Below are 23,739 nucleotides of genomic sequence, written 5' to 3'. Positions count from 1 at the left end.
CGGTTGCGTCGGCTTGCTCGTCTGCTGAACGAATGCCAGTTATGGCACTTCTTGAGTTCTCAATGCCCCGGGCGCCGGAGGCTTCCTGACTCCCCGAGCCACGTTCGGTGCTGGGGTCGTCCCTCGTCCAGCCTACAGCTTGGCGGGCCGCGGTTACGCTGAAGTCGTCAGATCCGCTTCGGGGGAAGAAACTACGCAGATGCCGACCGGTTAAGGCTGTTGGGGCGTGGGTCGGGCTCGCTTTTCTGAGCGGTGCGCTTGGCAATGCCGCATGGGACCTGATCAGGGCACTAGTTCGAGTGGCTTATGGCCGCTTCAAGCTTTGGAGACGGGCATCGTGCGTCCGGTGGTCGCGTGGCGCTGTTCATCGGAATGGCCATACTTTTCGCACCGACCGCGCTGCGAAGACACGTGGCGTGGCCCGGGTGAAGCGTTCCACTGCCCGCCGCCGGACAAGACATCGAACCCGCCGACGACAACCCAACAAGGCACGCGACGACAACCTTCGGACGCGTGCCGGTAATCTGCACCCTGGAAGTGCCTTCCGAGACGGACGGACAGGACCCTAGACAAGTCCCATAGTTCCAGATCAGAAGGCACTTTCGCGTTCCCGGCCATCTCCACCAACCGCCCTTGCTGAAGGGCCGAGGCTAGGACCGTGCCGTTGTGGTGCTCTCATTTGACGGCGAATCGTCGAATTCAAAACCCTGGCTGAGCCCACTGCGGGGGTCCAGGACCGCTCGGGCCAGCCGCAACGCCTGTTGCAGCTGGTCCGATTCTGACGCTGGCGGCGAATCGGAACGTCGCGCTCCTGCTCACCGTCCCTGTCCTTGATCACCTGCTAATCGGTCATCTCAGCGCCACCAATGCTTGCCGGCGGTCGCGTTCAGGTAGACCGCCTGGTAGTAGCCATTGGCCGCGGCCCGGCACGAGGCCGAGTTTCCACGCTGGGCGCAGATCGCCAGCATGTCGGCCAGGAACGTCTGGTTCACCCGGTCGAGGCTCGTCGCCGACGGATCCAGGTTGCCGTGCCTAGGGCCGAAGTTGCGGTTGCCGAAGTCATGCCGGACGCAGGCCTTCACGAAGATCTTGTCGACCGAGTCGAGAGCCGGGCTGGAGCAGCCGTCCGTGCTCCAGTCCAGTCCGTCCGCCTTCGAGTTGATGTGGCTCTGCACGGCCATGAAGTCGTCCAGCGGCAACGCTTGCGCGCTCAGGGCTTCGTTACGCCGGTCGTCCGTTGAGGTCGTGCCGATCCGGGCGGTCCGCAGATCCCAGACGATGTACCCGCCGTAGAAGAAGGAAATCCGGCCGTTGATCCAGTCGCCCTTCGCGTCCCGCTCGTCAGTCAGCGGCATACCGAGCGAGCCGGCAGCCCAGTTGTTCCGGGCGTACACCCCGCCGATCAAGCCGTGCACCTCATGGACCCCGGTGTCGCCGGAGAAGTAGATCGACCCGTTCACAAAGTGGCTGCCGAACTGGCCATTGCGGAACGACTCGCCGCTCGTGGGCATGCCGAGTACACCTCGTTCGGCTGCCATCGAGAAGTACTTATCGCGGATCACGCCACGGACGTCCCACGCTCCGGTCGACGCCGACCAATAGATCGAGCCGGTGGTGAAGTGCTGGCCGAGGCCGCCGCCGACGACGCCGAACTCGCCACTGGTCGGCGCGCCGAGCGGTCCCCCGGACCCGCCGAGCGCCACGTAGCGCGCCCGGATGTCGTTGCATACCGGCGTTCCCGAATAGGTTGTGCAGCCGGAGTCGCCGTTGCCGTAGTGACGGGCGGTGCCGTAGGCGTAAACCTGTCCAGTGCTGGACATGGCGACAACGCCGCGGCCGTCACCGGTCAGGTCCAGTGCCGCCATCTTGCCGGAGAAGTTGGTCGGGTTCGGCTGTGCCGCGGCTGTGCCGTAGGCGTAGAACTGTCCGGCTGAACTCATCGCCATCGCGCCCTGGCCATCAGCAGTTAGATCAACGCCGACGATGTTGCCGGTGAAGCCGGTCGGGTTGGTCTGTGCCTTGGCGGTGCCGTACGCGTAGAACTGCCCGACGGAACTGACCGCCATCGCGCCCTGGCCGTCAGCGGTCAGGGCCACATCGACGATGTTGCCGGTGAAGCCGGTCGGGTTGGTCTGTGCCTTGGCGGTGCCGTACGCGTAGAACTGCCCGACGGAACTGACCGCCATCGCGCCCTGGCCGTCAGCGGTCAGGGCAACCCCGACGATTCGGCCGGTGAACCTGGTCGGGTTCGGCTGAGGACGAGCGGTCCCGGACGCGTAGAACTGCCCGGCCGAGCTGACCGCGAGCGCTCCACGCCCGTCCGCGGTCAGCGCCACGTCCACGATGTCGCCGGTGAAGTTGACCGGGTTACGGATCGCAGCGGCGCCGCCGAAGGCGTACATCTCGCCACGCGCGGAGGACAGGACGTAGCCGTCCCCGCCGGACCGCACCCCGATTCCTGTGAATGCCCGGCCGGTTGCGGCATCCGCGTCGTGCAACAGCAGGGGAGCGGTTGCGCCGAGCACGGCCGCGGCGATGACCCCCGCCGCGAATATCGTGCGCGGGCGCCTCCTAGCGCGATGCTCAGGGTGTCGGCGGCGAAGGAAACGCATCGTCAACTGATTTCTATGGTCCACTTGAGGATCTCCAGGATAGGTCCGAGGGCGAACGGCGGTGACGACAGTGCGGTCAGCTATTGCGAATGACCTTTGATCCATTACCGGCGGGTGACCGTCCAAGCGTGGAGGCGGCCGCTAAGATCAATTCGCTAGTGACCTTGAAAATAAGTTGCTGGTTCAACATAGAGGGCACCGTCAACCAGCAACAGCAGGGAAAACCCCCAGAATCCACGTCGGCGCCGCCAGGATGGCATGCCGGGCTACCGCTCGGAGTGCTACGGAGTGCTCACTGCGAGTAGATTGCAAGCCGCCCATTAGGCCACCCGTTGTCGTATTCCTGATTGCTGGATTGGCGGCAGGCGTTGCCGCGGATAAAGAGCGGAGGATTAGTTCGCGCCGGGGATGATCTACTTCTTTGTCATCGTCTCATTCGCCGTCAGTAGCGCTTTCCTGCTCGCCGACCGCAGCACAGACCTGAACCGGATGGGCGCTCTGCCGCAGATCGGCGCACCTGGCGAGCACGACCATGCGATGCGGCGACCTGGTCTCGCATGCTCGTCGGTCGATGTCAAAGATGCACAAGGCCTGGGGTGGCAACTGGGCGACCCTCTCGCTGTTCGGGATTACGTTCGGCGCCCCGGCGCTGGCCGGCTTCCTGTACTTCGGCGCCGGGCTCGAACGCGCAAGCAATACGCGACGCGACGCCTACCACCGCCTGCTCGCTGATCGGGTGCAACAAGCGGGCGATGGCGGTCGCCGGCGTCCTGCCGGTTGTCGTGCCGCTGGCCTGCTGGCAAATATTCAAGTATTTATGAATCGCGGACCAGAGCCGAAGGGCCTACCCCGAATGATACGTCGCCAGTTATGCAGTGCTCTGCGCAGTCCTCGCGGTGTCCATCCTCTGGATGCCAGTCCCAGCCATTCGGGCTCCGGCAGCGGCCAGTCCGAGGTCTGACCAGGCCGGAAGCTGCCTCACTGAAGAGAGACATGGGCTGGGGTGTGCTCGCCCTCGTCTTTGCCGGGCTCGCCGTGAAGATGCTGGGATCATGCTCGACGACCAGGCAGCGCACGATCTGGCTCGTCGGCCTGGTCCCCTCTTTTCCAGCCGCGATCGTCTCGGCGGTCCAGGCCTGACCCGCCGCTCAGCTGTGGCCGAGAGGACGGCGAAATACGGTGAAGTGCCTTTTTCTTTTGCACCCTCGATGGTTTATTTTAAGGTTGTTCTCGTAGAGCTGAACTTCGGCCGATCGGATCAATCCGCAGGTGGGCGGACCGGCGTTGCCAGCCGGCGCACCCGAACGGTACGAGTTGCTCGGTGGAGGTGGTCCGTCCGCCAACACATGTCCGCCTTTCAAGGTATTCCACGAAGGCGAAAGTCGAACCATATTGATCATATCGGTCAGCCATCACCAATACCGCATCTTTGTCGTCGCTGCGTGCAGTCGGGAAACGCCTTAGCCGGCTCAGAATCATGACGATGACGGAGTCGCCGAAGGCGTTGCAGAGGGGCTTGCCCCGGACGGCTGCGGCGCTGAGCAGGTAGCCGACGTCTACGTGCAGGGAGCCCCTTAGCCTTACGATCTACAGGAGCCACTGCCGCGTCGACAGGCTAAGTGGGAAGGGCGTGCAGGTGGCCACCGCGCTCGTCCGGGCTCTGGTGAGTTGTGCACAGGCACCCCTGTCGTCATTGTCCGGCTTGTACGGAAAAAGAAACTTTCATGTCCGGTGGGCGCACTGAAGTTCCTTTGCAGGCCACGCTGGCACAGGACGGCCGGATCCCGCTCGCTGACTACGAGGGGTGCGCGGTGACCGGGATTTCCAGCGGCTCGGCGACAAGTGGGCCCTGTTGACCCTGACGCTGCTCGGGCAGCGGCCGCACCGGTTCAATGAGTTGCACCATCGGATCGAGGGGGTCATCCAGCGCATGCTTACTCGAACTCTGCGGGCGTTAGAAGCCGACGGCCTGGTGCTGCGGACCGTCCACCCGACGGTGCCCGTTACCCTCGGTCGAATACTCCCTGACCCGGGCCAGCGAGGAACTGCTGGGTCCGGTGGCCCGGCTGGCTCAGTGGGCGGCCGGGCTTGCCGGTCAACGGGCGCCGGCGAGCAGCTAAGGAGTCGACTGTCAGCCCGCCTGAGCCGAGGGCCGGCCGGCGGAAGGCCTGGTGGCCGGAGCGGATGTCGGCGGGATGCGCCCGGTCAGCCCCGCAACCAGCGCAGCACGGCCATCACCCGGCGGTTGTCCTGCTCCTGTTGCTCCAGGCCCAGCTTGCGGAAGATGGCGAAGTTGTACTTCTCGATCGTCTTCAGGCTCAGGAACAGGGCCTCGGCCACGCCGGCGTTCGAGCGCCCCTCGGCCATAAGGCGCAGGACGTTGCGTTCCTGGGCGGACAGCGCGTCGAGCGGCGTCTGCCGGCTGGGCCGGTCCATCAGGGCGCGGACAAGCTCCGGGTCGATCGCGGTCTGCCGGGCCGCGACCCGTTCGAGCGCGTCCTGCAGAACCTCGACGTTGCGGACGCGGTCCTTGACGAGGTAGCCGATGCCGGCTTCGTCGATCTCGAGCAGGCGGAGGGCGTACTCGGTCTCGGCATAGGCGGATAGCAGGAGGATGCCGACATTGGGATGCAATTGCCGCACGCTCGCCGCTGCGTGCAGGCCCTCCGTGCCCGGCTCCGAGGTGAGCCGGATGTCCAGGATGACGACATCGGGCGGATCGTGCGCCATCCCGGCCAGCAGTTCCTGCACGTTGCTGGCCTGCAGAGTGACTTCGATGCCGACTTCACGGAGCAGCGCGGCTAGGGCTTCCCGGAACAGCGTCGCGTCGTCGGTGAGGGCTACGCGCATGGCACACGCACCGCGAGCGTGGTGCCATGGCCCGGATCGCTGGCGAGAGTGAGGTTCCCGCGCAGCGTCTCGACCCGGTCGCGCAGACCGGCTAGGCCTGTGCCGTGGTCGAACGAGGCTCCTCCGTGGCCGTCGTCGGTGATCGTGGCGACGGCCGTGTCGTCCTCGACGCGTACCTCGACCTCGGCGCGGCTGGCCCCGGCGTGTCGGACCACGTTGGTCAGCGCCTCGCAGATGACGAAATAGAGCGTCGACTCTATCGCCTCGGGCAAGCGGAGCGGCGTGATATCAAGACGAGCCGGGATGCTCAGGCGGTCCACGATGCCGGTCAGCGCCGGTTCGAGACCGAATTCGCGCAGCACCGGTGGGTGGATGCCGCGGGCCAGGTTGCGTAGTTCGGCCAGAGCCTCGTCGAGGTCGTTGCCCGCGGTCTCGATGGCTTCGCTGGGGTCACCGCCGCGCCGGGCCCGGTGCATGGCCAGGCTCAGACTGCTCATGACGCGAAGCAGAAGCTGCTGGGCGCCGTCGTGCAGATTACGTTCGATGCGACGGCGCTCGGCCAAGCCGGCCTCGGCGATGCGGCGCCGCGACGCCTGGACCTGGGCCAGCTGGGCGGCCAGGTCGTCACGCAGCAGACCGTTCTCGAGCACCAGCCCGCCGGCCACGGCCGCGCTGTGCACCAGGTCGGACCGGCGGCGCAACAGCGGATCGACGAGCAGTACCGCCAAGGAGCGTCCGTCGCCACCCGGCATGGGAACCCGCCACCGGGACTGCTCGTCGGCGTTGAGCGGATGGCCCTCGTACGTCACGAACTGGGGTCCGGGGCCGGCGGGCAGGGCCAGCACCAGGCCGTGATCCCCGAGTTCTTCGCGCAGGGCCGCCTGCACGTCCCGCAACGATTCGCAGCCGGCCATCCGTACGACCAGGTCGGCCACCGATGAGCGGGCGAGCCGGCGCTGCGTGAGGCTGATCAGGAAGGCCACCGGTGCGACCAGCGCGGCCAACGCGGTGAGGGTGCGTAGGCCGCCGGTAATGCTGTTGTCGAGCTTGATCAACTGAGCCGTCACGTAGATGCTTCCGATGAAGCCGATAGCGATCCCCGCCGCGGACGCAGGCAGGGTGTCGGCCCGCTCGAGACCACGGCTGCGACGAATCTTCAACCCCAGCAACATGCTGAGCACCAGAGCCAGCACGATGATGCCGATTTTGAAGATGTCCGACCAGATGCGGAACAGGCTCATGTTCGGGCTGATCGTCAGCCACCACGCGCCCGGGCTCCACCCGGCCCAGTCCGGCCGGGACACCGCCGCGATGAAAAGCTTCACTCCGACGATCCAGATCGCGAAGCCGATGAAATACCAACGCTCGTACCGCTTACCCAGCACCGGCTCCGGGTAGCGCAGCAGGGCCAGGCCGCCGATCGCGAACCACCAGTACCCGAAGAGGAACGACACCAGAGGCGCCGGCCCGATGTCCCACTCGGGCGGCCAGGTCCACCACCAGGAAGCCTCGTAGCAGAGGGCGGCGACGATCATGGCCCAGCCGGTGCGGCCAGTGCTGCGGTCGTAGAGGAGGAAGACCCCACTGGCCATGAAGGAACTGACGACGAAGACGTAGATCGTGCCCAGCGCGAAGTCGTCGGTCCAAGTCGGACCCCAGGACAGCACGGCCGACAGTGCGGCCAGCAAGGACGCGACAGTTACAACGCGTGCCGGATTGTTATCCCGTATTCGCGGGGAACGCCAGCCGGTTCCGGGCGTAGCGGTCGTCATGGATCTCATATTCGCAGCACTGTCCCTCCGCTCACCAGAGGCAATCTATGGGGGTTTTCCCTGCTGTTAAGAGGCCGTGACCGCGAACTATCGTGAACGCACCGGCCTATTCAAGGTCATTTCGGCAGCGGTTGTCCCGCCCTGATCAAGCTTGCCCAAGGTGACCTGCAGTGCGGGTTGAGTGCGGATTTGTGGGACCGACGTTCGATGGCGGCCGGACGTCGATCCGGCGGCCGGTGCGTGACGGCAAGCGCGCACCGGCCGCTTTCACCGGTCGTCTATTGATCATTTACGCAGAGGAACGCGGGTGACTGACTTCCTTCGACGGCTACGGGCTTAGCGGCTGGGGAGCGGCGCCATGATCGCGGACTGCGCGGTGACCGCGGATGGCGCCGGCCAGCAGTCCCGTCCGTCAGTATCAGGCGTACGGCTTTACGGTCGAGCATTTTATCTCCCGGCCTCGGCCGGCGCACATTGGCGGCGTTAGATGACAGGGAAGAATAGCGACATGTCAGCAACCGAGATCAAGGTCGGCGTTGCCGACGGTGACTGGTTCGACGAGGATCCTCGATGGAACAGGCAGCGACTGGAATTGTTCGCGGCAATACGCGACGCATCGGGCGCTTCGACGCGGCCGGCGGCCGACTCCGGCAAGGGAACAGCCGAGACGGTCATAGTCGCGCTCGGCTCGGCCGGGGCGTTCACCGCGGTGATCGAGATTTTCAAGGCGTGGATCGGTACCCGGAAGAATCGCAAGATCACAGTTACGAGAGTCAGCGACGGTACCACCCTCGTGTTGACGATGGACAACGTCTCGGAGGACGAGGCGAGAAGGTGGCTCGAAAGGCCTCCGGAATGAGAGCCCGGGCTCTGCTGATCGCGTGTTCCTCGTACGACAACGAGGGACTGCCGTCGCTGAGCAGCCCGCCGTTGGACGCGCGGCTGCTGGCCGGCGTGCTGACCACTCCCGGGCTGGGTCTGTTCGCGGAAAACGACGTCGAGGTCCTGCGCGACCCGACCAGCGCGCTGCTCCGCGCGAAAGTCTCCGAGCTGCTGCACTCGGCCGCAAACGGGGATGTTGTCCTCATTTACTACAGCGGGCACGGCGAGACTTACACCGATTCCGTCCACCGGCTCTTCCTCACCACCCGCGACAGCGACCTTGGCCGTCTCGCGAACACGAGCGTCGACACCGGCTTCATCAATACGGTCGTGGCCGGCATGGCCAAGACCGTGCACGTCGTGCTCCTGGTGGACGCCTGCTCGGCCGGGGCCCATCAGGTCGATCTCGAGCTGACGAGCCAGCTCTACATGATCGGCGCCGCGGCCGCGGCCAGAAGCGCGCCGGACGGCACGTCCGACGAGGCCAGCCCGTTCGCGACCGCGGTTGCCCGCACTCTGCTGGGTCTGGAGACGCCAGGCGACCGTCCGATCACCGCGGACGACGTGTACGGATCGCTGTTGCGGATCACCGACCGGGCACCGTTCCGGTCGGCCACCGCGAACGACGCAGTTCCCCTGACCGGGCCCCGCGAAGGCGTCCGGTGCAGCGAGGAGGACTTTCGCCGCGAGGTTCAGTTCGCCCGCCTGCCGGACACCCGCCAGGCGCACCGTGAGCTTGCCCAGCTCACCGTCGAGGCGCGGGAGGCGTGCCGGGACATGCAAGTCGTGCCCGAGGACTCGCCGATCTCCGAGCGGTGGGTAACCGCGTGGTGGGGTTCACCCTCCGGCCACGGGCTGTCCGATCCGGAGGGGCTGCTCAACGAGCTGATCAAGCGTCGTCTCGTCGAGGTCACGACGCCGGCTCGGCAGGGACACGGCCGCCTGGTGGCGCTGCGCAAACCGGCGCGGGCCATCCTCTCCGTCGGCTTCACCAATGAGCGGCGGCGGCATGCCTACGACTCGATGATCCGCACCACCCGCGAGATGCTGTTACCCGCCGATCAACCGGAGGCGTGGTGGCGGCTGCCGGCCGAGCCGGAGACACTGTGGGGCCAGATGCCCCGCCATCTGGAGAACGCGGGCCGGTCGGCCGAGGCGGACCGGCTGCGTTGCGATCCGCGCTGGCTGGCCCTTCGCATCGACCGCACCGGATCGGTTGCCGAGTCTCTCGGTGAGCTCGAAGCCATCACCCACCGCACCCCGGCCGCCGGTCCGCTGCGGCAGCATCTGCTGCGCGCGCGGCACCTGCTGGACGAGGTCGCACGAACCGCAGCCCTGGGCCCGGTGCTGCTGGGCCGGATTCCGGGCTGCGAACCGCTGGCCGCCGACCTCACCGGTGCGCGCATCACGGCCGGATGGCCGCTGCCGGACACGCCCCATCCGGCCCAGTTGCTGCTACTGCGGCCCCATTACGAGCACACGACGGTGCCGCTGGCCACCACGCCGGCCACGCGCTGGCTGGTCACCGTCGGCACCGAGGGCGTCGAGCGCTGGGATCCGGTGACCGGCGAACGGTTGCCCGCCCCCGGCCACCCGGTCGACCGGGTGCCGCAGTGCTGCGCGGTCACCCACGATGGCCAGTTCGTGGCGATCGGCGACGAGCGCGGCGTGCGCTTGCTCGCGCTGTCCTCCGGCGAGGTGGTGGCCACGAACACGATTCCGGAGGTCGGCCGGGTGCTCGATTGCGTGGCCGAGCCGAGCCGGCTGCTGATCGTCGGCTCGGACAACATCGCTCGGCTGCTCACCTTGACCGACCAGGGCACGGTGAGCAGCCAGGATCACGGCTCGACGGTGGAGCTGCTCGGACACAGCGAGATGGTCACCTGTTGCGCAATGCAGGCAGGCCTGCTCGCCACCGGTTCGGACGACCGCACGGTGCGGCTGTGGACGAGAACCGGCGACAGCCGTGGCGAGCCACTGCAGGCTGACGGCTCGGTGCTGTGCTGCGCGCTGATGGCCGGGGGCGAACGGATCATCGGGGGCACCGACGGCGGCTCCGTGCTGGAGTGGACCACCGAAGGATCGGCGCCACAGCATCTGTACCGGCACGCCGGGGCCGTCCGCTGTGTCGTGGCCGACCCGCATGGCCGTTGGGTGGCGAGCGGCGGCGAGGACGGCGCCGTGCGAGTCGCGTCCGCCACCGCTGGGCTCGCCGGCGGATACGACGAGGTGGCCACGCTGTCCGGCCATCGCGGAGCGGTCACCGCCTGCGTGGCCGCGGCCGACGGGTCCTGGCTGGCGACCGCCGGGGAGGACGGGACGATCCGGGTCTGGGACCCCGCCGTACGAGCGACGCGCCAGGCGCCGTTGCGTACCGAACCCGCGAAGTTCTGCGTCCCGTCGGCCGACGGGCAATGGTTCATCGCCGGCGGCGGGCCCAGCCGGGCCCTGTATCGGTGGAACCGGAACTCGCCGGACGCGCCCGAGGAGGTGTGGGGCTCCCGGATCACCGCGGCCGCGATCAGCACGGACGACCGCCTCCTGGCCGCCGGGTCGTCCGACGGCCTGGTTCGGCTGTTCACCGAGGCCGGGCTGGTGCAGTCCTTCGCCTTGGCAAACACGCCGATCACGGCCTGTCTCGTTGCCGCCGACGGCAGCTGGCTGGCCGCCGGGCTGCTCACCGGCGAGACCGTCGTGCGCAGCCTGGTCGACGAGGCCGGCCCGTCGCGGCGGTATGTCGTCGACCACTCGCCGATCCGCGGACTGGCCGAGACGCCGACGGGCCGGCTCGCCGTGTTCTCCCGCCGGGGAACGCGGGCGCTGGTCGATCCGGCTGACCCGGCGGCCGAGATGACGCGAGACTCCCAGAGGGAACAAATCCACACGGCACATATCACCGGCGCCGGCACATTTGTCCTGACCCGCACCAGCGGCACCGTGGTGAGCGGGTCGCTGACGACGCTGCCCATCACCCAGCCCCTGCGCACCGAGATCGCCGGCGGTCCCCCGCACTTCCTGACAGCCGCGGCCGACCGGCGCGGCGCGCGTCTCGTCACAGCGGACGCCGGTCGGTTCGTCCGGATCTGGACCGCCGACGGGCAGCACCTGGCAGGGTTCCCGCTGGATCAGCCAGTGGCGGACTGCCGCTGGCTCGACGACTCGACCGTGATCGCCGCCGGCGAGGCCGGCGTGTACCTGCTCACCTTCGACGAGAGCTGAGGTCCGCATGGCGAAGACCATCCCCGCGCCCCGGGTCCCGTTGGCCGGCCCGGTGTGGGCCGGCGACCACCCGGTGCTCCAGATCCTTCGCAAGCGGCGCACCGCTGCGACAACGCCGGGCCGGCACGAGGACGGCTGCCGGGTCGCCCTGGCCGTCGAAGGCGGCGGGCTGCGCGGAGTGGTCTCCGCGGCGATGCTCCAGGCGCTGGAGGACCTCGGGCTGCGCAACTGCTTCGACGCGGTCTTCGCCTGCTCGTCCGGGGCAGTCAACGCCTCGTACTTCCTGGTCGGCGAGACCTGGTATCCAGTCTCGATCTACTACGACGACCTGACCAACCGGAAGTTCCTCGATTTCCGGCGGGTGTTGCGGGGCCGCCCGATGATGAGCCCCTCGTACGCGCTGGACACGGTGGTGCACACCATCAAACCCCTGGACTACCGGGCGGTCCTAGACTCTCCCATTCCCCTGCACCTGATGGTCACCAACGTGGACAACCTGCGCACCGAGGTGATCCGCGACTTCGAGTCCACCGACGACTTCCGGCAGGCTCTGCGGGCCACCATCTGGCTGCCGATAGCCGTGCCGGGGGCCGCTCAATTCCGCAGCTATCGAGCGGTCGACGGCGGCGTGCTCACGGCGCATCCGTTCCAGGTCGTGCCGCGTACCGGCGACGACGCCTATACCCATGTGCTGTCGTTGAGCACGCGGCCGATGGGGACGTCGCGAGGCCGGGTTACCGCGTTCAACCGCTTCGTCGGCCTGCGTCTCAATCGGCTCCGTCAGGATCTGGGCACGGGCTATCTTCAGGCGGTACGCACCTATCGCAGGGCCCGCCGCGAGATCGAGGCCCAGCGGCTCGACCCGCGGCCGGCACCGTACGTCCTCGATCTGGCGCCGCTGCCCGGCCAGCCCGAGGTCATGCGGCACGAAATGAACCCCTGGCTGCTCCTGGAAGGCGCGCGGGCCGGGTACGAGACGATCTACTACGCGGTCGAGGGCGTCCGGCGCAGGGCGATGCCCCGCCTGATGGTGCCCGACCACAACCGTTCCGACTTCCGATTCCCGCTCGACCTGGAGCGGTGAGGCACGCGTGGCAAAACGCAGCAACGCCCTAGCGTCCCTGATCATCTGGGCGCGGGCCGCGAGCAGCAGCGAGATGTCGCCCGGCCTGCCCACCCGCATCCGCAACGAGGTCCTGTACGAAGGTTCCCCGGCTTCCGGCGGAGCCGATCCCGAGGTCGCCGCGTGGCGGCAGATGCTGGCCGTTCTGCCACTCGACGCTGCCTCATTCAAGGGCCTGTACGGCAGTGCCCTCGGCATGACTTGGCTGCAGAGCACTGATCAGGCCCCGGCCGACCGGTCCGATGCCCGGCGCGGCTTCCTGGACGACCTTGCTCGATGCTGCGAGCGGCAGATGGACGAGATGTCCGACGACGGTGCGCTGGGCTACCTGGCAGTGCTGTTCCTGACCCTGCTCACCATGGAGGACGCGGACGATCGCCGGTTCGACGACCTGGCCGACTGGGGAGTACGGGGCGCGGGCGCCCACGAACCGGCCCGCCGTACGGCGGCGCAGCAGTATGCGGGAGTCTGCGAGCGTCTCTTCGCCTACGACGAGGTCGGGGAGGCCCTGCGCTGCATCTACGAACCGGAATGGGCCGAATATCGTGGGCCGGATAAGGCCATGACCGGCTACAACGCCCAGGCTGTGTTCGAGGGCGGCCAGCAGCTCCCGGCCGATCCCGCCGCGGTGCGCTATCTGACCGCCAAACGGGCGCGGGAGATCTGGGCCGAGCTCGACTTCGAGGGCATGCAGTTCCACCGCTGCGGCACCACCTCGTTCATCATCCGTACGCCCTGGCGGGCACAGAGCAGCACCGAGGGCCGGACCGACGCCGCGGTCAAATTCGTCCTCCTGCCATACGCCGAGCTCGCCGCCATCGAACGAGCCACCAGCGGATACCTGGCCGCCTACGGCCCGTTGACCCATGGCCTGGCCGCGGCTGTCCAGGTGCGTGCCAGCACCCGTAACCTGATCGTCACCGACTTCATCGAGGGCGACACCCTCACGCAGCGGGTCCAGCAGATGCAGGAGGAGCTGCGGGATGCGCGAGCCGGCGCCCGGCGCGAGCCCGGGGCCCTGGCCCGGCGTCTCGGCGTCCTTCGCGGATCGCTCACCGCCGCCGAACGCAGCCGGGACAGCGCGAACGCGCCTCGCTTCGCCCAGCGAAAAATCCTGGAAACCTTCATGGGCCCGCTCTTCGAGGCCCTTGAGCAACTCAACGAGCACAAGTTGTCTCATCAAGACCTGAACCCGTCCAACATCATCGTCATCGAGGAGGAGAACAAGACGCGACTGAAGTTCATCGACTTCGGCCGCAACTACCTCTACGACCAGGCCGGGCTGAGCCGTGAGGGCGCCGACGCCGTGTACATCGCCCCGGAGATCCGCTCCAGCGAATACTCCGGTCCGGACGTTCCGGCCTACTTCGCGGACGTCTACTCACTCGGTCAGCTCCTCATCGCCCTCAGCGGGGTCGGCCGCGACGCCGAGGGCGTAGTGCCCGACGCGTTCTATCGGCGCACGCCGCTGCTGGCCCGCTTCCTCGAAGACCTCATCGAGCGGGATCCGACCCTGCGGCTACTGCTCCACCGCCCAGCCCACGGCAACCCGTACACCTATCTGAGCCGCGTCTGCCACGCGAACTATCACGCCACCCTCGTCGCTGATCGCAACGACGGATTGTTCGGGCCGCCGACCCGGCTGCGCAGGTTCATCGTCATCTACGGGCCTGCCTCGGGTGCGGTGCGACGCCTGCGCCGGCTGCGCAATGTCACCAGCAGGGACAACCGCGACGAGCAGTCCGACCGGGCTAACCCGTGGTGGCAGACCTCCTCGTGGCTGTACAGATGGTCGATGTGCAGCTCCGTCACCTGGTATGGCTGCTTCGCGGTCGTCGGCTATCTGATGCTGGCCGATCTCAGGCTGGTGCCGGCCGGGTTTCTGACCGCTCTGGCCCTGCCCGGCTACGAGGTGCCGCCCGAGACCCTTGCGGCCAACCTCACCGCCCGCTTCACCGGCATCACCTTCTGCCTGGCCGCGGTCAAGTACTACCAGAACGTGTACAGCAACCTGACGACGCGCGTGCTTCCACCGGCGAGCGGGCGCACCGGGCGGCTACGGTTCTGGACCGAGTTTTGGGTGCGCTGGAACGCCTTCTTCGTCGCCCTCGTGGTCGTGCCGGTGAACCTCCTGCAGCCCGCCTGGTGGACGTTCGGCAGCGCGGCCGGCCTCATCGACTCGTTGATGGTGAACTTCACCGGATCGCTGTTCGCGCTGAGCGCCGTGCAACATGCCCGCACCCCGACCACCGGCCGGGCGGACCGGCGGCCGCAACTGTCCACCGTGCCGCAGAACATCCCCGGACTGTCCATGTATCGGATGTGGGCGCCGTCCATGCTCGCGTACGTCGGCATCGTGCTTTTCTTTGCCGTGCTGATCAACTCCAATGTCCTGAAGGACGACCTGGCCTACGCCTCGGTGGTGTCGGTTCTCAACATCACGCTGTTCACCGGCATCAAGTGCGGCATCAACGCCGAGCCGGTGCGGATCGGTTTGACGCGGGCCTACCTGGCCGCCGAACGCCTCAGCCATGCACGGCAAGCAGGACTGTTCTCGCCGGCCGCGGCCGAGGCGGCGCCCGCACGGACCGCGGAGGCGCTGCCACCAACGACCGAAGCGGCGATTCCCGGCGCCCCCTCGCGGGCCGTAAGGCATCGTCCGAATCGCGCCGCCACCGGAGTAGCCGAGTGAGGCGGGCGGCTTGATCAGGTGTGGGAAGCGGCGCTTCCGCGGCGAGGGCCTGGATCTCCTCCTCGATTGCCGGGTCGGTCAGATAACGGGCCATCGGCAGGGTGCCGCGTGCTTCGGGATGGCCAGGCGTGTCCGCGTGCGGATGTTCTACCGACATGATCAGCCGTTCACCTCAGTCGGCTTTCGTTCCGCGACGCGGGCATCACCGAGGAACAGATCGAGGCAGCCGACGCGTGGATCGGCGAGCGGTTCGGCCCCGACCAGGCAGGACCGGCCGCGGTCGCCTCGACGATCGCCGGGCACAGCGAAGCACGGCGCGTGGTCGCCGGCCACGTCCACGTCGACCCCGACCAGGTGAGCGTCAGCCACCTGTCGGACACCCTCGGCGTCGCGTTCTTCCCTGCGATGGTGTGGCTGCTGACGGGGTTGACCGCAACCGTCGGCGACGGCGACCCGCACTGGCTCACCACGATCGGACAATGACCGGGCCGCTCCATCGGCTGGCGGCTGCCTCGGTGTGAGAGGTTCTGGCAGGGGGCACATCGCTGCGGCCTTGGCCGGGGCGCGGCCCGTCACCCAGGGCCGGCTGCACCGGCCAGGGCGGTTGGTTCCGCCGTTGCGGCGTGCGGGTGACGTTCAGGATGCCGTCTGCTGAGCCACCTGCTCGGTCAGCGGTGCGCTCCATAGCGCCATGTCGGCGCTGACCAGGCGAGGCACTGCCACCTGCGGGCCGCCTGCGACGCAGACAGCGGTCCCAGGTTCAACAGTCGTCACCGTCCAGTCGCCGGTTGCAGCGACGTCGTGGCGGCGGGAGCGGACAGTCCGGTCACCGACGATCAGCGTGGCGGGTTCGCCGGGCTGCTCGGACAGGCCGGCGAGTTGCTCGGCGGCCTCGGCGGCGCTGATGTCGAGCGTTTCGGCCAGCCGGCCGACGAGGTTCAGCAGCGGCCCCAGGGTCAGCCCCTGCCTGCTGCCGGTCAGGGATGCGTCCATCGAGGTGATGGTGAGCGCGGCCGGGTCGTCGTCTCGCGCGTCGGGTGAGCGTCCGAGTGTGACGGAGATGAGGCGGTCTTGCGCCCAGTGGGTGCTGACCCGGTCGGCTCGCGGCAGCCCGAAGTCAGGGGCGTCCCACAGTGGGAAGGTGATGGCCTGCAACGTGAGTTCTCCTGCTCTGCACCACGTCACTCCGGGTGTGCCGGGCAGAGGAGCCCGGACACCCGGAGTTGCTCTGAGCCTGTTATGCGCGACAGCGTAACAGGCCGCACAAGGCTGGCTTTGTCCCTCACTTGACGGTCGTTTTCCGGGTCACCTTTCCTTCGGTGAGGACCAGTTTGCCGGCGACGAGGCTGGCGGTGATTTCCTTGTGGAAGGAGTCGTAGGTGTGGCCGTTGTCGGCGTAGACGGCCAATTCCCAGTGCCCGGGGCAGCCGCAGGACACGATCGGTGTCGGGTTGTTGTGGCACGACGTCGACGACCGGCAGACATTCTCGACTTCGTTTTTCAGTTTGCCGTTGTTGTAGAGAATGACATCGAGGTTGATAGTCCCTCGGGGCCAACTGCTGGTGAAGCCGGTGGCGGTCACGGTGCCGCCTCCGAGTGCCTGCAGGGTGCCGCTGGTGACGGGAGCCGCCAGCGCGGGCGACGCGCCCACCAGGCTTCCCGCGACGACGGCAACTGCCATGACTGAGCTGTACAACTGTTTCCGCACTGTTCCCCCCGGAATGGGATTGGGTCGGCGTTGCCTGCTGACACTATCCACAGACAATCATGCGCGTCAATATTGTTTCTGGCGAGGCGGTCATCTCAGGACTGGCGCTCCCCGCCGGACGGGTTCTCTTCAGTACCCATTCATGGAGGTGACGCCAGCGGTTAAAACCCGCCGTCGCAGGGGCCGTGCGAGACCCCATTCCGCTACACGCGCCCGGCCCCGGTCGGGGCGGTGCCGGCGCGCCGTCTCAGACGGTCAAGGCGCAGCGACGACCCGAGAACCAGCAAGCAACAACACGCCGGCCCCACTCGATGACGTGCCGCCGGAGGCTCGGACCACCACGTCCCCTTCCCGTCGACCACCCTGCTACTCCGCAGAAGGACGGAGGGTTGCATCCCGCCGGCCACGAAATTCGGCCCAGCGTTCGACGCAGGAGAATCCGGTCGGGCAACCGGGCGACTCGCAACGGATCGGTAGTTACTCACGGTCCTTGTGGGCGGCGCTGATCGCGCACCCTTTCGAGTAAGCGACCTGCCCCTGCTCGCGCTGGCGGCAATACTCTTTCGGTGGACGCGGCGCGATTGCGGGGTCACGGCTGAACCAGCCGGCGGTTGCGGCCGTGTCTCGGGCACCATCTCACCGGACTCAAGGAGACATCATGAGACGGTACGGACTGACCCGCCGCGTCCTTGCGGCCCTGTCCCTCGCGTGCGCGCTGGTGATCGGCGTGGGCGCGCCGGCGCAGGCCGACATCGAATCGCCCGGAAAGTTCAGCATCACGTTGGACATGAGCGAGTGCGACCTGATGTACGTGGGCACCGCCGGCTCGTGCATCATCAGCCTGCAGACCTGGATGAACTGGGCGGTGGGCGACAAGCAGAACAGCATTCCGATCGACGGGCTCTACACCGAACAGACCCGTACGCTGGTGCAAAAATTCCAGCGCAAGTACGTCCCCGAGGTCAACCCCAACGGCATGTTCGGCAGCAAATCCCGGGCCGCCCTTCACGAGTGGTACGAGACCAAATCCACCGACGACGGCCCGCCGTGCAACCCCTCCCTGGGCTGGGGCTGCGACATAGGCGCAGCCGTACCCGGCCTCAACCCCTCTGAGGAGGCCAAGGTCGGCAAGTCGGTATTCTGCGGCGTCATCGGCAGCTTCGCGAAGGGTCCGTACGGCATCGCCACCGGAGTGTTCTGCGACCTGACCCTCGAATGACCTGATCCGGCAAAAGGCGGGTGGCCACCGCTGTCCCGGAGCACGGTGGCCACCCGCCTTTTGCCTGACCTGGACGGTTCACTTCTCACACACAAGGCAACCTCGGTGACCGGAGAGCCGCGCGGCTGGGTGCTCGGGCACATCGCCGGCCTACTCGGCGGGTGTACGCCGCTTACGGCTCGGGTGCTGGGGGAGCACGTCGTCGATCCACGACTCGACGGCCGGCCCGGAGAGGGGGTTCTCGGTGTCCCACTGCTGCGCCGGCGTCCTTGAGGTTGAACTGGACGGTCACGGTCTGCCCCACAGCGGCGGAGTTGTTCTTCACCATCGCGATGACCGACGCATACTCGTCGCGCTGCCCGAAACCCGTCTCCAGCAGGCTGCCGGTGCTCGCAGTCCCTGCCTCGGTGTCGGCGGCGGCCGATGAGTCCGTAGAAGATGCCTGCTCGACGGTGACAGGCTCGTTGCCGCAGGCGGTGAGGACGAGTAGGCAGCATGCGGCGGTGACGATGCGCAGGTTCACGGAGGGCCTTTCGGAGATTTGCGACTGCGATGCCCGTAGACGGACAGCAGTCCCATGGGTACGGCTAGTTGTGCATCTGCCAGAGTCGGTTTACACCTGGGTCTGACTCTTTTGCTTAAGTCGTTCGTAGGGTGTCTGGCCGTCCAGGGCGCCGTGTGGGCGGTGGTAGTTGTAGTAATCCTCCCATTCGCGCAGCTTGTCGTTGAAGACGCCGGTGTCGTCGATGACGACGCCTTCGAGCATGCGGTAGAACTCTTCGGCGTCGATGCGGTGGGACCGTTCGACCTTGCCGTTGAGGTGCGGCGATGCGGGTTTGATGTAGGTGTGGGCGATGCCTTGGTCGAGCACGTGCCAGTGGAACTGGGTCTGGAACTCGGCACCGTTGTCGGTCTGGATGACCTCCACCCGAAACGGCAGGCGTTGCAGCACGTAGTCGAGGAACTGGATGGCGGTCTTCTGATCGCATCGCGGGTAGATGCGCAGCACGCGCAGCCGGGTGCAGTCGTCGATCGCGGTGAACTGGTAGTACCTGGCACGGCGGCGTTGCTTGGGTAGCCGGCCGGTGATCGGCGCCTTGCCGGCCGCGGGGTCGGCGGGCAGGCCGATCGGCTCGATGAACTTGACGTCGATCTGGAGCCGGTTGCCGGGAAGTGGTTTCTCGTAACGTTTCCAGCGTTTCTCGCGGCTGGTGTAGCGCTGCGAGGCGGGCAGCCGGTTGAGGCCGAGGCGGACCAGGATGTTGTAGATCGCCGAGCTGGTGATCGTGATGTCGTGGTATCGCTTGAGATACATCTGGATCTTCACCGGGCCGAAGTGATAGTTCTGCCGCAGGTAGACGATCTTGTTGACGATGTCGGCATGCGTCGCGGTCGGGCAGTGGTGCGGGGCGCTCGAGCGATCGCGCAGGCCGGTGAGGCCTTCGTCCTGGTAGCGGCGCAGCCATTTGTAGTAGGTCGGCCGGCTGATGCCGTAGTAGCGGCAGGTGCGGGCGACGTTGCCGGTGACTTCTTCAACGTGCCGCAGAACCGCCAGGCGATGCTGTGCCTGACGGTCCAGCTTCTGGTCCATCGACGGGGGCATAAGTCTCCAACGATCGGAGACCCGAAGTGTTAACAACCTCTGGCAGTTTTAGAGCTAGCCGGCGATCTGTCACGCTCACCGCGCGGCGGACGCTAGCAGGGCAGACGTCACCCGGACACCCTAGGAACCCGATCGTGTGATGCTCCGCTCACACGCAGACACCACCGGTTCATCAGTCGAATCCGCACTGCAAGATCAACGGCCGTGTGCGGGCGGTGACTGCAAAGGGCAGCGGGTGCCTGGGGATCGATCAACATCCGGATGGCCGTCTCCAGCGCACGACCGGAGCGTGTCCACACCTGTGGGCTGGCGCGCCGCATACAACCTACAGCAGTCGCCTACGACCCCCTCGCTGCCAAGGCACGATCCGTGACTCAAGCGGCAACGACAAGGAGTCCCCGTGTCGTCTCCCCGCATCATCGTTCCCGCCGCAGCGGCAGCGTTACTGCTGCTTGCCGGCTCCAACGCTGGCAAGCCCGCAAAGACTAACGGAGCCGCCACCAAGGCCAGCACGGCATCAGTCCCGGTGAGTGCAGCGCCCGGTTCGTCCGAAGCCGCGCCGCCGGACCCCTACGATCAGCATCACCCGTCGATCTTCAAGCGGCCGACCCGTACGGTGACGCTGTGACTACTGACGCCCCCGAGATGGTCATCGCTCCGGCCTCGGCAGGATTTGACGGCGACGTACTGGCCCCGGTCCGCGTGGCGGATGCAGCCCGACGAGTGCTCGCCTTCTGCACCGAGCCGCGCAGCGGATGGGTCACCTGCCATCTCGCTGCGCGCAGCACCCGCCCCTCCGGCCTGTTCGATCGGGTCACTACCTGGTCACTGCTCTACGCCAACGCGCTCGCCGGCGTCACGCTGCTACCTGGGCTCATTGCTCGTCACCGGTCACGCGCCGATGTCTCGGTCCGACGGTGGCCAGAAGCAGGCCGGCTCCTGCCGCGATGATCGCCGCCGCGATGAGGGCGGGCAGGGTGGCGGCTGCCGTGGTGTACCGGTGTGCCGCTTCAGTGTTGGACAGTTGGAGGGTGAGCAGCGCGAACCCGAGCACGACGGTGGGTATCCAGTAGAGGTCGCCGATGGTGACGACGAACGCCTGGACCGCGGCGATCAGGAGCAGGGCGTTGGTCATGATGGCGCTGGCCTGGATCGACACGATGGCGGAGCCTGCGCAGGCCACGGTGAGGGTGTCTGCGGCGATGATGAGCGTGAGGCGGTAGTAGGCGTTCATCCTCGGAAGCGCCGCGGAGAAGGAACTCCACCAGTCCACCAGCGGATATCCGTGGAACAGCGACAGCACTAGTGGCAGGCATAATGCCAAGGGCAGGACGCGGGCTCCCAGGGGCACTTCGACGCTGACGTCGGCCCAGCGGAGGAGTACCCATGTGGCGATGACGGACGCGGCTGCGGCGACCGGGAAATGATGTGCTCGGGCTGCCGTCGCCAGCAGCGACTCGCTAGAACGGGACATGTACGTTTGCCAGGTCGCAGGTGCTGAGGGCGTTGAAGGTCTGTTTGGTCCACGCGGTGACAGCACTGCTGCTGATCCACGCTTTCGCCTTGTCTTCGAGCAGCAGGCCGGTCGGCAGGTTGTTCTTCTGCCGGATGACGTCGGCCAGGATCGCCCGTGCGTAGAGCGCCTCCTCGGGGGGTGCGTCCGGTGAGGTGAACTGCGGGCACGGGGCCGGGGTGGACAGGTAGTCGGCGATGGCGACCGGGTCGGGTTGGGGTGCGTTGACCTCTTCGACGGCCAGGTAGAAGATGCCGGCCCGCGGGTCAGGGGCGACGTTGGCGACGTCCTGGTTGTACCTGGCCGGCAGGGAGATGCCCAGGGCGGTGAGTGGTGCGGCCTGTTCGTGCATGGCGGCGGCCAGGGCAGGCAACGGCCGGGTGGTGCCCACGGCCATGCACACCTGGGGGGCCGAACCGGCACAGCGGAAGGAGATGGCACTACGTTGCGGCTCGAACCGGTAGTCGCCGCGGACGTCCAGCATCACCCATCCCGTGACGAGCAGGGCCAGCGCCAGGCCACCGGCAACCCATTGGCGGCTGCGGGTGAGCACGCTTCTGCGATACACGACGACAACAGCGGTCACGGCGATGACGGCGATCAGCACAACGGTGATCCAGGCGTTGACCGGTACGGAGTAGCGCAACCCGACCAGGGTTCCGGTGACCCCGCCGACCCGGAACACTTTCGGTACGGCACCGGTCGCGCCGAGGTAGGTCAGCGCGAAGCAGCCGATGGTTGCCAGCGGTGCGGCGATCATCGAGCGGATGAAGGTGCCCGTCAGAGCGCCCAGCGCGGCGAAGGCCAGCAGTGCAAGAAAGCCGAGCGGTAGCGGCAGCAGCGGCAGGGAGCCGCTCGGGGATGTGAGCGCGGTGGCGGTCAGTGCCCCGATGAGGGTCAGTGCGTGTGCGGCGGCGGCCCACACCCAGTCAGCGACGCTCACGTGCAGGGGCACGTTCGGGCCACGAAGGGAAGCGGTGGTGGCGGTGTTGGCCGATGGGTTGCCGAGGCGTTGGACGTCGTAGGCGACGACGCCGGCCAGCAGGGGACCCAGCAAGACGGTGCCGCCGTTGGCCCAGTCGACCGTCCAGGCCCATTCACCCTGCCACTGCAGGCCGCGGCTGAACAGGGCGAGCAGGTCCACTGCCAGGAAGACAGGCAGCAGCCACAGACCGGAACCGCGTTTCATCCATGGAATTACACCGGTCACAGCTCAGCCCTTCGATTCCCGCGCGATGATTCCCAGAAATGCCGACTCGGCATCCGCAGGCTGGCTGCGGTCTGCTGCTCGGGCACGCAACCCATCGAGGGTGCCGTCGAAGACGACAGCACCGCCGTGCAGTACCGCCACCCGGTCGGCTACCGCTTCGATGTCTTCCATGATGTGGCTGCTCATGATCACTGCACGGTCGGTGCTGACTTGCTGAATCAGTCCGCGCACGAGTGCCCGCTGCTCTGGGTCGATACCGGTTGTCGGTTCGTCGAGGATGAGTACGTCCGGTTCAGCGATCAGCGCTTGTGCGAGTGCTACCCGGCGCAACATGCCGCCTGACAACTGCGCCATGCGCACCGTTGCCTTGTCAGCCAGTTGCACGTCGGCGAGGACCTTCGCCGTCGCGGCGCGGGCTGCCTTCCATGACAGGCCCCGCAGGTAGCCGAGATAGCAGACGAAGTCCTGGGTGCGGAACCCGGCAGGGAAGGAGAACTTCTGCGGCATGATTGCCACCCGTCGCAACGCGGCGTTTCGGGTGCGGGATGCGTACAGGTCATCGCCGTCCAGCAACACCCTGCCGGTGGTCGGTTTCAAAGCGCCGCCGCCGGCGGACAGCAGTGTTGTCTTACCGGCCCCGTTGACCCCGACCAGTCCCAGGACTCCGCTTGACACCGTCAAGGATACGTTGTCGAGGGCGGCAGTTTTGCCGTAGTAATGCGAAACACCGTCGATAGTTAACACCGCGCGGATGGCTCCATCTTAATTAAAGCCGCTGCGGGCCGGGGAAGCCCGGCCCGCAGCGGATGACACATCAGTACGAGAATGAGGGAAGGCCCTTGGCCGAGCACGGGTCGCCGGAGAAGGACTGGTCTTCGCAGACCTTCACTTCACCGCGGGATTTCTCCGCCTCAGAGAGCAGGGCCTTCTGCTTCGACTGGAACTTCCACGCCGCCGAGGTCGTCCGGCTCGTCTCGGAGTATTGCTCCGAATGCCAGGCGGCCGGCTGGCCGGCGTAACTGTAGTAGAAGAAGAAGTTGGTCACGGCGTAGATGCCTTGTCCGCCGGCCTTCATGTCGTAGTACCAGGCGTTACTGCGAGCGTACTGGAAGTTGTAGTTGCCGTAGTCCCCGTAACCCTTTCCCTGGTTGACGTTGTCTTCCTTGACGTAGTACGGGTCGCTCGCCGAGCCCCACTGGACCGCCATGGCGGGACTGGCAACTCCCAGAAACGCCGCCGCTGCGGTCACCGTGATGGCGGCGCGCTTGACTAGTCGATTCACCTGGTCTCCGTTCACCTGAACGACAGATTCACACTCGTGATCATGTCGCGGCGG

The 23,739-nt window shown here is 66.9% G+C and carries 19 protein-coding genes and 1 pseudogene; 9 read left to right on the top strand and 11 right to left on the bottom strand.

All coding sequences use genetic code 11. The features are described 5' to 3' along the window. Positions 1–854: 854 nt before the first annotated feature. Positions 855–2,612: a phospholipase A2 gene (locus ACSNN8_RS38030; protein WP_436655119.1), complete on the bottom strand. Its 1,758-nt coding sequence runs from the start codon at positions 2,610–2,612 to the stop codon at positions 855–857. Between the two features lie 993 nt (positions 2,613–3,605). On the opposite strand from ACSNN8_RS38030, the gene ACSNN8_RS38025 reads away from it, so the two are divergent. Both ACSNN8_RS38025 and ACSNN8_RS38020 read left to right on the top strand, forming a co-directional pair. Further along, on the top strand, positions 3,606–3,752 hold the full coding sequence (locus ACSNN8_RS38025; RefSeq protein ID WP_436655117.1) for a hypothetical protein: 147 nt from the start codon (positions 3,606–3,608) through the stop codon (positions 3,750–3,752). A gap of 664 nt (positions 3,753–4,416) precedes the next feature. After that, a pseudogene (locus ACSNN8_RS38020) lies at positions 4,417–4,563 on the top strand (winged helix-turn-helix transcriptional regulator); the annotation flags it as partial. Between the two features lie 254 nt (positions 4,564–4,817). Here ACSNN8_RS38020 and ACSNN8_RS38015 read toward each other — a convergent pair. Together ACSNN8_RS38015 and ACSNN8_RS38010 are read right to left on the bottom strand one after the other, a co-directional pair. Beyond that, positions 4,818–5,462: a response regulator transcription factor gene (locus tag ACSNN8_RS38015; protein WP_436655115.1), complete on the bottom strand. Its 645-nt coding sequence runs from the start codon at positions 5,460–5,462 to the stop codon at positions 4,818–4,820. Beyond that, positions 5,453–7,150 (bottom strand): sensor histidine kinase, encoded by a 1,698-nt coding sequence (locus ACSNN8_RS38010; protein WP_436655113.1) that lies wholly within the window; start codon positions 7,148–7,150, stop codon positions 5,453–5,455. The genes ACSNN8_RS38015 and ACSNN8_RS38010 overlap by 10 nt, the downstream gene beginning before the upstream one ends. Before the next feature lie 571 nt (positions 7,151–7,721). Between ACSNN8_RS38010 and ACSNN8_RS38005 the strand changes: the two genes are divergently transcribed. The 5 genes from ACSNN8_RS38005 to ACSNN8_RS37985 all read left to right on the top strand — a co-directional run bounded on the left by ACSNN8_RS38005 (position 7,722) and on the right by ACSNN8_RS37985 (position 15,633). Then, a complete protein-coding gene (locus ACSNN8_RS38005; RefSeq protein WP_436655111.1) occupies positions 7,722–8,093 on the top strand; it encodes an effector-associated constant component EACC1 in 372 nt (123 codons plus the stop codon). Beyond that, positions 8,090–11,335, top strand: a complete 3,246-nt coding sequence (locus ACSNN8_RS38000) for a caspase family protein (RefSeq protein ID WP_436655109.1) — start codon at positions 8,090–8,092, stop codon at positions 11,333–11,335. Before ACSNN8_RS38005 ends, ACSNN8_RS38000 begins: the two co-directional genes overlap by 4 nt. Positions 11,336–11,342: 7 nt before the next feature. Beyond that, positions 11,343–12,419, top strand: coding sequence for a patatin-like phospholipase family protein (locus ACSNN8_RS37995; RefSeq protein ID WP_436655107.1), 1,077 nt, complete (start codon positions 11,343–11,345; stop codon positions 12,417–12,419). A gap of 7 nt (positions 12,420–12,426) precedes the next feature. Continuing rightward, positions 12,427–15,150, top strand: a complete 2,724-nt coding sequence (locus ACSNN8_RS37990) for a protein kinase domain-containing protein (RefSeq protein WP_436655105.1) — start codon at positions 12,427–12,429, stop codon at positions 15,148–15,150. A gap of 318 nt (positions 15,151–15,468) precedes the next feature. After that, positions 15,469–15,633, top strand: a complete 165-nt coding sequence (locus tag ACSNN8_RS37985) for a hypothetical protein (RefSeq protein ID WP_436655103.1) — start codon at positions 15,469–15,471, stop codon at positions 15,631–15,633. A gap of 153 nt (positions 15,634–15,786) precedes the next feature. On the opposite strand, the gene ACSNN8_RS37980 is transcribed toward ACSNN8_RS37985, so the two are convergent. Together ACSNN8_RS37980 and ACSNN8_RS37975 are read right to left on the bottom strand one after the other, a co-directional pair. Next, on the bottom strand, positions 15,787–16,305 hold the full coding sequence (locus tag ACSNN8_RS37980) for a hypothetical protein (RefSeq protein ID WP_436655101.1): 519 nt from the start codon (positions 16,303–16,305) through the stop codon (positions 15,787–15,789). A 127-nt stretch (positions 16,306–16,432) separates the two neighbouring features. Beyond that, on the bottom strand, positions 16,433–16,831 hold the full coding sequence (locus ACSNN8_RS37975) for a hypothetical protein (protein WP_436655100.1): 399 nt from the start codon (positions 16,829–16,831) through the stop codon (positions 16,433–16,435). Between the two features lie 685 nt (positions 16,832–17,516). Here ACSNN8_RS37975 and ACSNN8_RS37970 point away from each other — a divergent pair. After that, on the top strand, positions 17,517–18,077 hold the full coding sequence (locus ACSNN8_RS37970) for a peptidoglycan-binding domain-containing protein (RefSeq protein WP_436655098.1): 561 nt from the start codon (positions 17,517–17,519) through the stop codon (positions 18,075–18,077). 172 nt (positions 18,078–18,249) lie between these two features. Here the strand turns inward: ACSNN8_RS37970 and ACSNN8_RS37965 are convergent, their stop codons facing one another. Beyond that, positions 18,250–18,600 (bottom strand): hypothetical protein, encoded by a 351-nt coding sequence (locus tag ACSNN8_RS37965; protein WP_436655096.1) that lies wholly within the window; start codon positions 18,598–18,600, stop codon positions 18,250–18,252. Between the two features lie 90 nt (positions 18,601–18,690). Next, positions 18,691–19,668, bottom strand: a complete 978-nt coding sequence (locus ACSNN8_RS37960) for an IS481 family transposase (protein WP_436652394.1) — start codon at positions 19,666–19,668, stop codon at positions 18,691–18,693. A gap of 412 nt (positions 19,669–20,080) precedes the next feature. Between ACSNN8_RS37960 and ACSNN8_RS37955 the strand changes: the two genes are divergently transcribed. Beyond that, on the top strand, positions 20,081–20,308 hold the full coding sequence (locus ACSNN8_RS37955; protein WP_436655094.1) for a hypothetical protein: 228 nt from the start codon (positions 20,081–20,083) through the stop codon (positions 20,306–20,308). A gap of 246 nt (positions 20,309–20,554) precedes the next feature. Here the strand turns inward: ACSNN8_RS37955 and ACSNN8_RS37950 are convergent, their stop codons facing one another. The 4 genes from ACSNN8_RS37950 to ACSNN8_RS37935 form a co-directional block, all read right to left on the bottom strand. After that, positions 20,555–20,983: a hypothetical protein gene (locus tag ACSNN8_RS37950; protein ID WP_436655092.1), complete on the bottom strand. Its 429-nt coding sequence runs from the start codon at positions 20,981–20,983 to the stop codon at positions 20,555–20,557. A gap of 157 nt (positions 20,984–21,140) precedes the next feature. Further along, on the bottom strand, positions 21,141–22,382 hold the full coding sequence (locus tag ACSNN8_RS37945) for a hypothetical protein (protein ID WP_436655090.1): 1,242 nt from the start codon (positions 22,380–22,382) through the stop codon (positions 21,141–21,143). A gap of 24 nt (positions 22,383–22,406) precedes the next feature. Then, entirely contained in the window at positions 22,407–23,147 is a 741-nt protein-coding gene (locus ACSNN8_RS37940; RefSeq protein WP_436655088.1) for an ABC transporter ATP-binding protein, read from the bottom strand. A gap of 70 nt (positions 23,148–23,217) precedes the next feature. Next, a complete protein-coding gene (locus ACSNN8_RS37935) occupies positions 23,218–23,685 on the bottom strand; it encodes a hypothetical protein (protein ID WP_436655086.1) in 468 nt (155 codons plus the stop codon). Positions 23,686–23,739 lie beyond the last annotated feature (54 nt).

Origin of the sequence: Actinoplanes sp. URMC 104, assembly GCF_051386375.1 — a bacterium.
In the GTDB taxonomy this organism is placed as follows: Bacteria; Actinomycetota; Actinomycetes; order Mycobacteriales; family Micromonosporaceae; genus Actinoplanes.
The sequence above is the reverse complement of the archived record's forward strand: the minus strand, read 5'-3'. Positions and strand labels throughout refer to the sequence as shown.

Bases quoted from the DNA above. Each gene is read 5' to 3' on its own strand.
- ACSNN8_RS38030 (WP_436655119.1), bottom strand. From the start codon at position 2,612: ATGCGTTTCCTTCGCCGCCGACACCCTGAGCATCGCGCTAGGAGGCGC.
- ACSNN8_RS38025 (WP_436655117.1), top strand. From the start codon at position 3,606: ATGGGCTGGGGTGTGCTCGCCCTCGTCTTTGCCGGGCTCGCCGTGAAG.
- ACSNN8_RS38015 (WP_436655115.1), bottom strand. From the start codon at position 5,462: ATGCGCGTAGCCCTCACCGACGACGCGACGCTGTTCCGGGAAGCCCTA.
- ACSNN8_RS38005 (WP_436655111.1), top strand. From the start codon at position 7,722: ATGACAGGGAAGAATAGCGACATGTCAGCAACCGAGATCAAGGTCGGC.
- ACSNN8_RS38000 (WP_436655109.1), top strand. From the start codon at position 8,090: ATGAGAGCCCGGGCTCTGCTGATCGCGTGTTCCTCGTACGACAACGAG.
- ACSNN8_RS37995 (WP_436655107.1), top strand. From the start codon at position 11,343: ATGGCGAAGACCATCCCCGCGCCCCGGGTCCCGTTGGCCGGCCCGGTG.
- ACSNN8_RS37975 (WP_436655100.1), bottom strand. From the start codon at position 16,831: ATGGCAGTTGCCGTCGTCGCGGGAAGCCTGGTGGGCGCGTCGCCCGCG.
- ACSNN8_RS37970 (WP_436655098.1), top strand. From the start codon at position 17,517: ATGAGACGGTACGGACTGACCCGCCGCGTCCTTGCGGCCCTGTCCCTC.
- ACSNN8_RS37960 (WP_436652394.1), bottom strand. From the start codon at position 19,668: ATGGACCAGAAGCTGGACCGTCAGGCACAGCATCGCCTGGCGGTTCTG.
- ACSNN8_RS37945 (WP_436655090.1), bottom strand. From the start codon at position 22,382: ATGAAACGCGGTTCCGGTCTGTGGCTGCTGCCTGTCTTCCTGGCAGTG.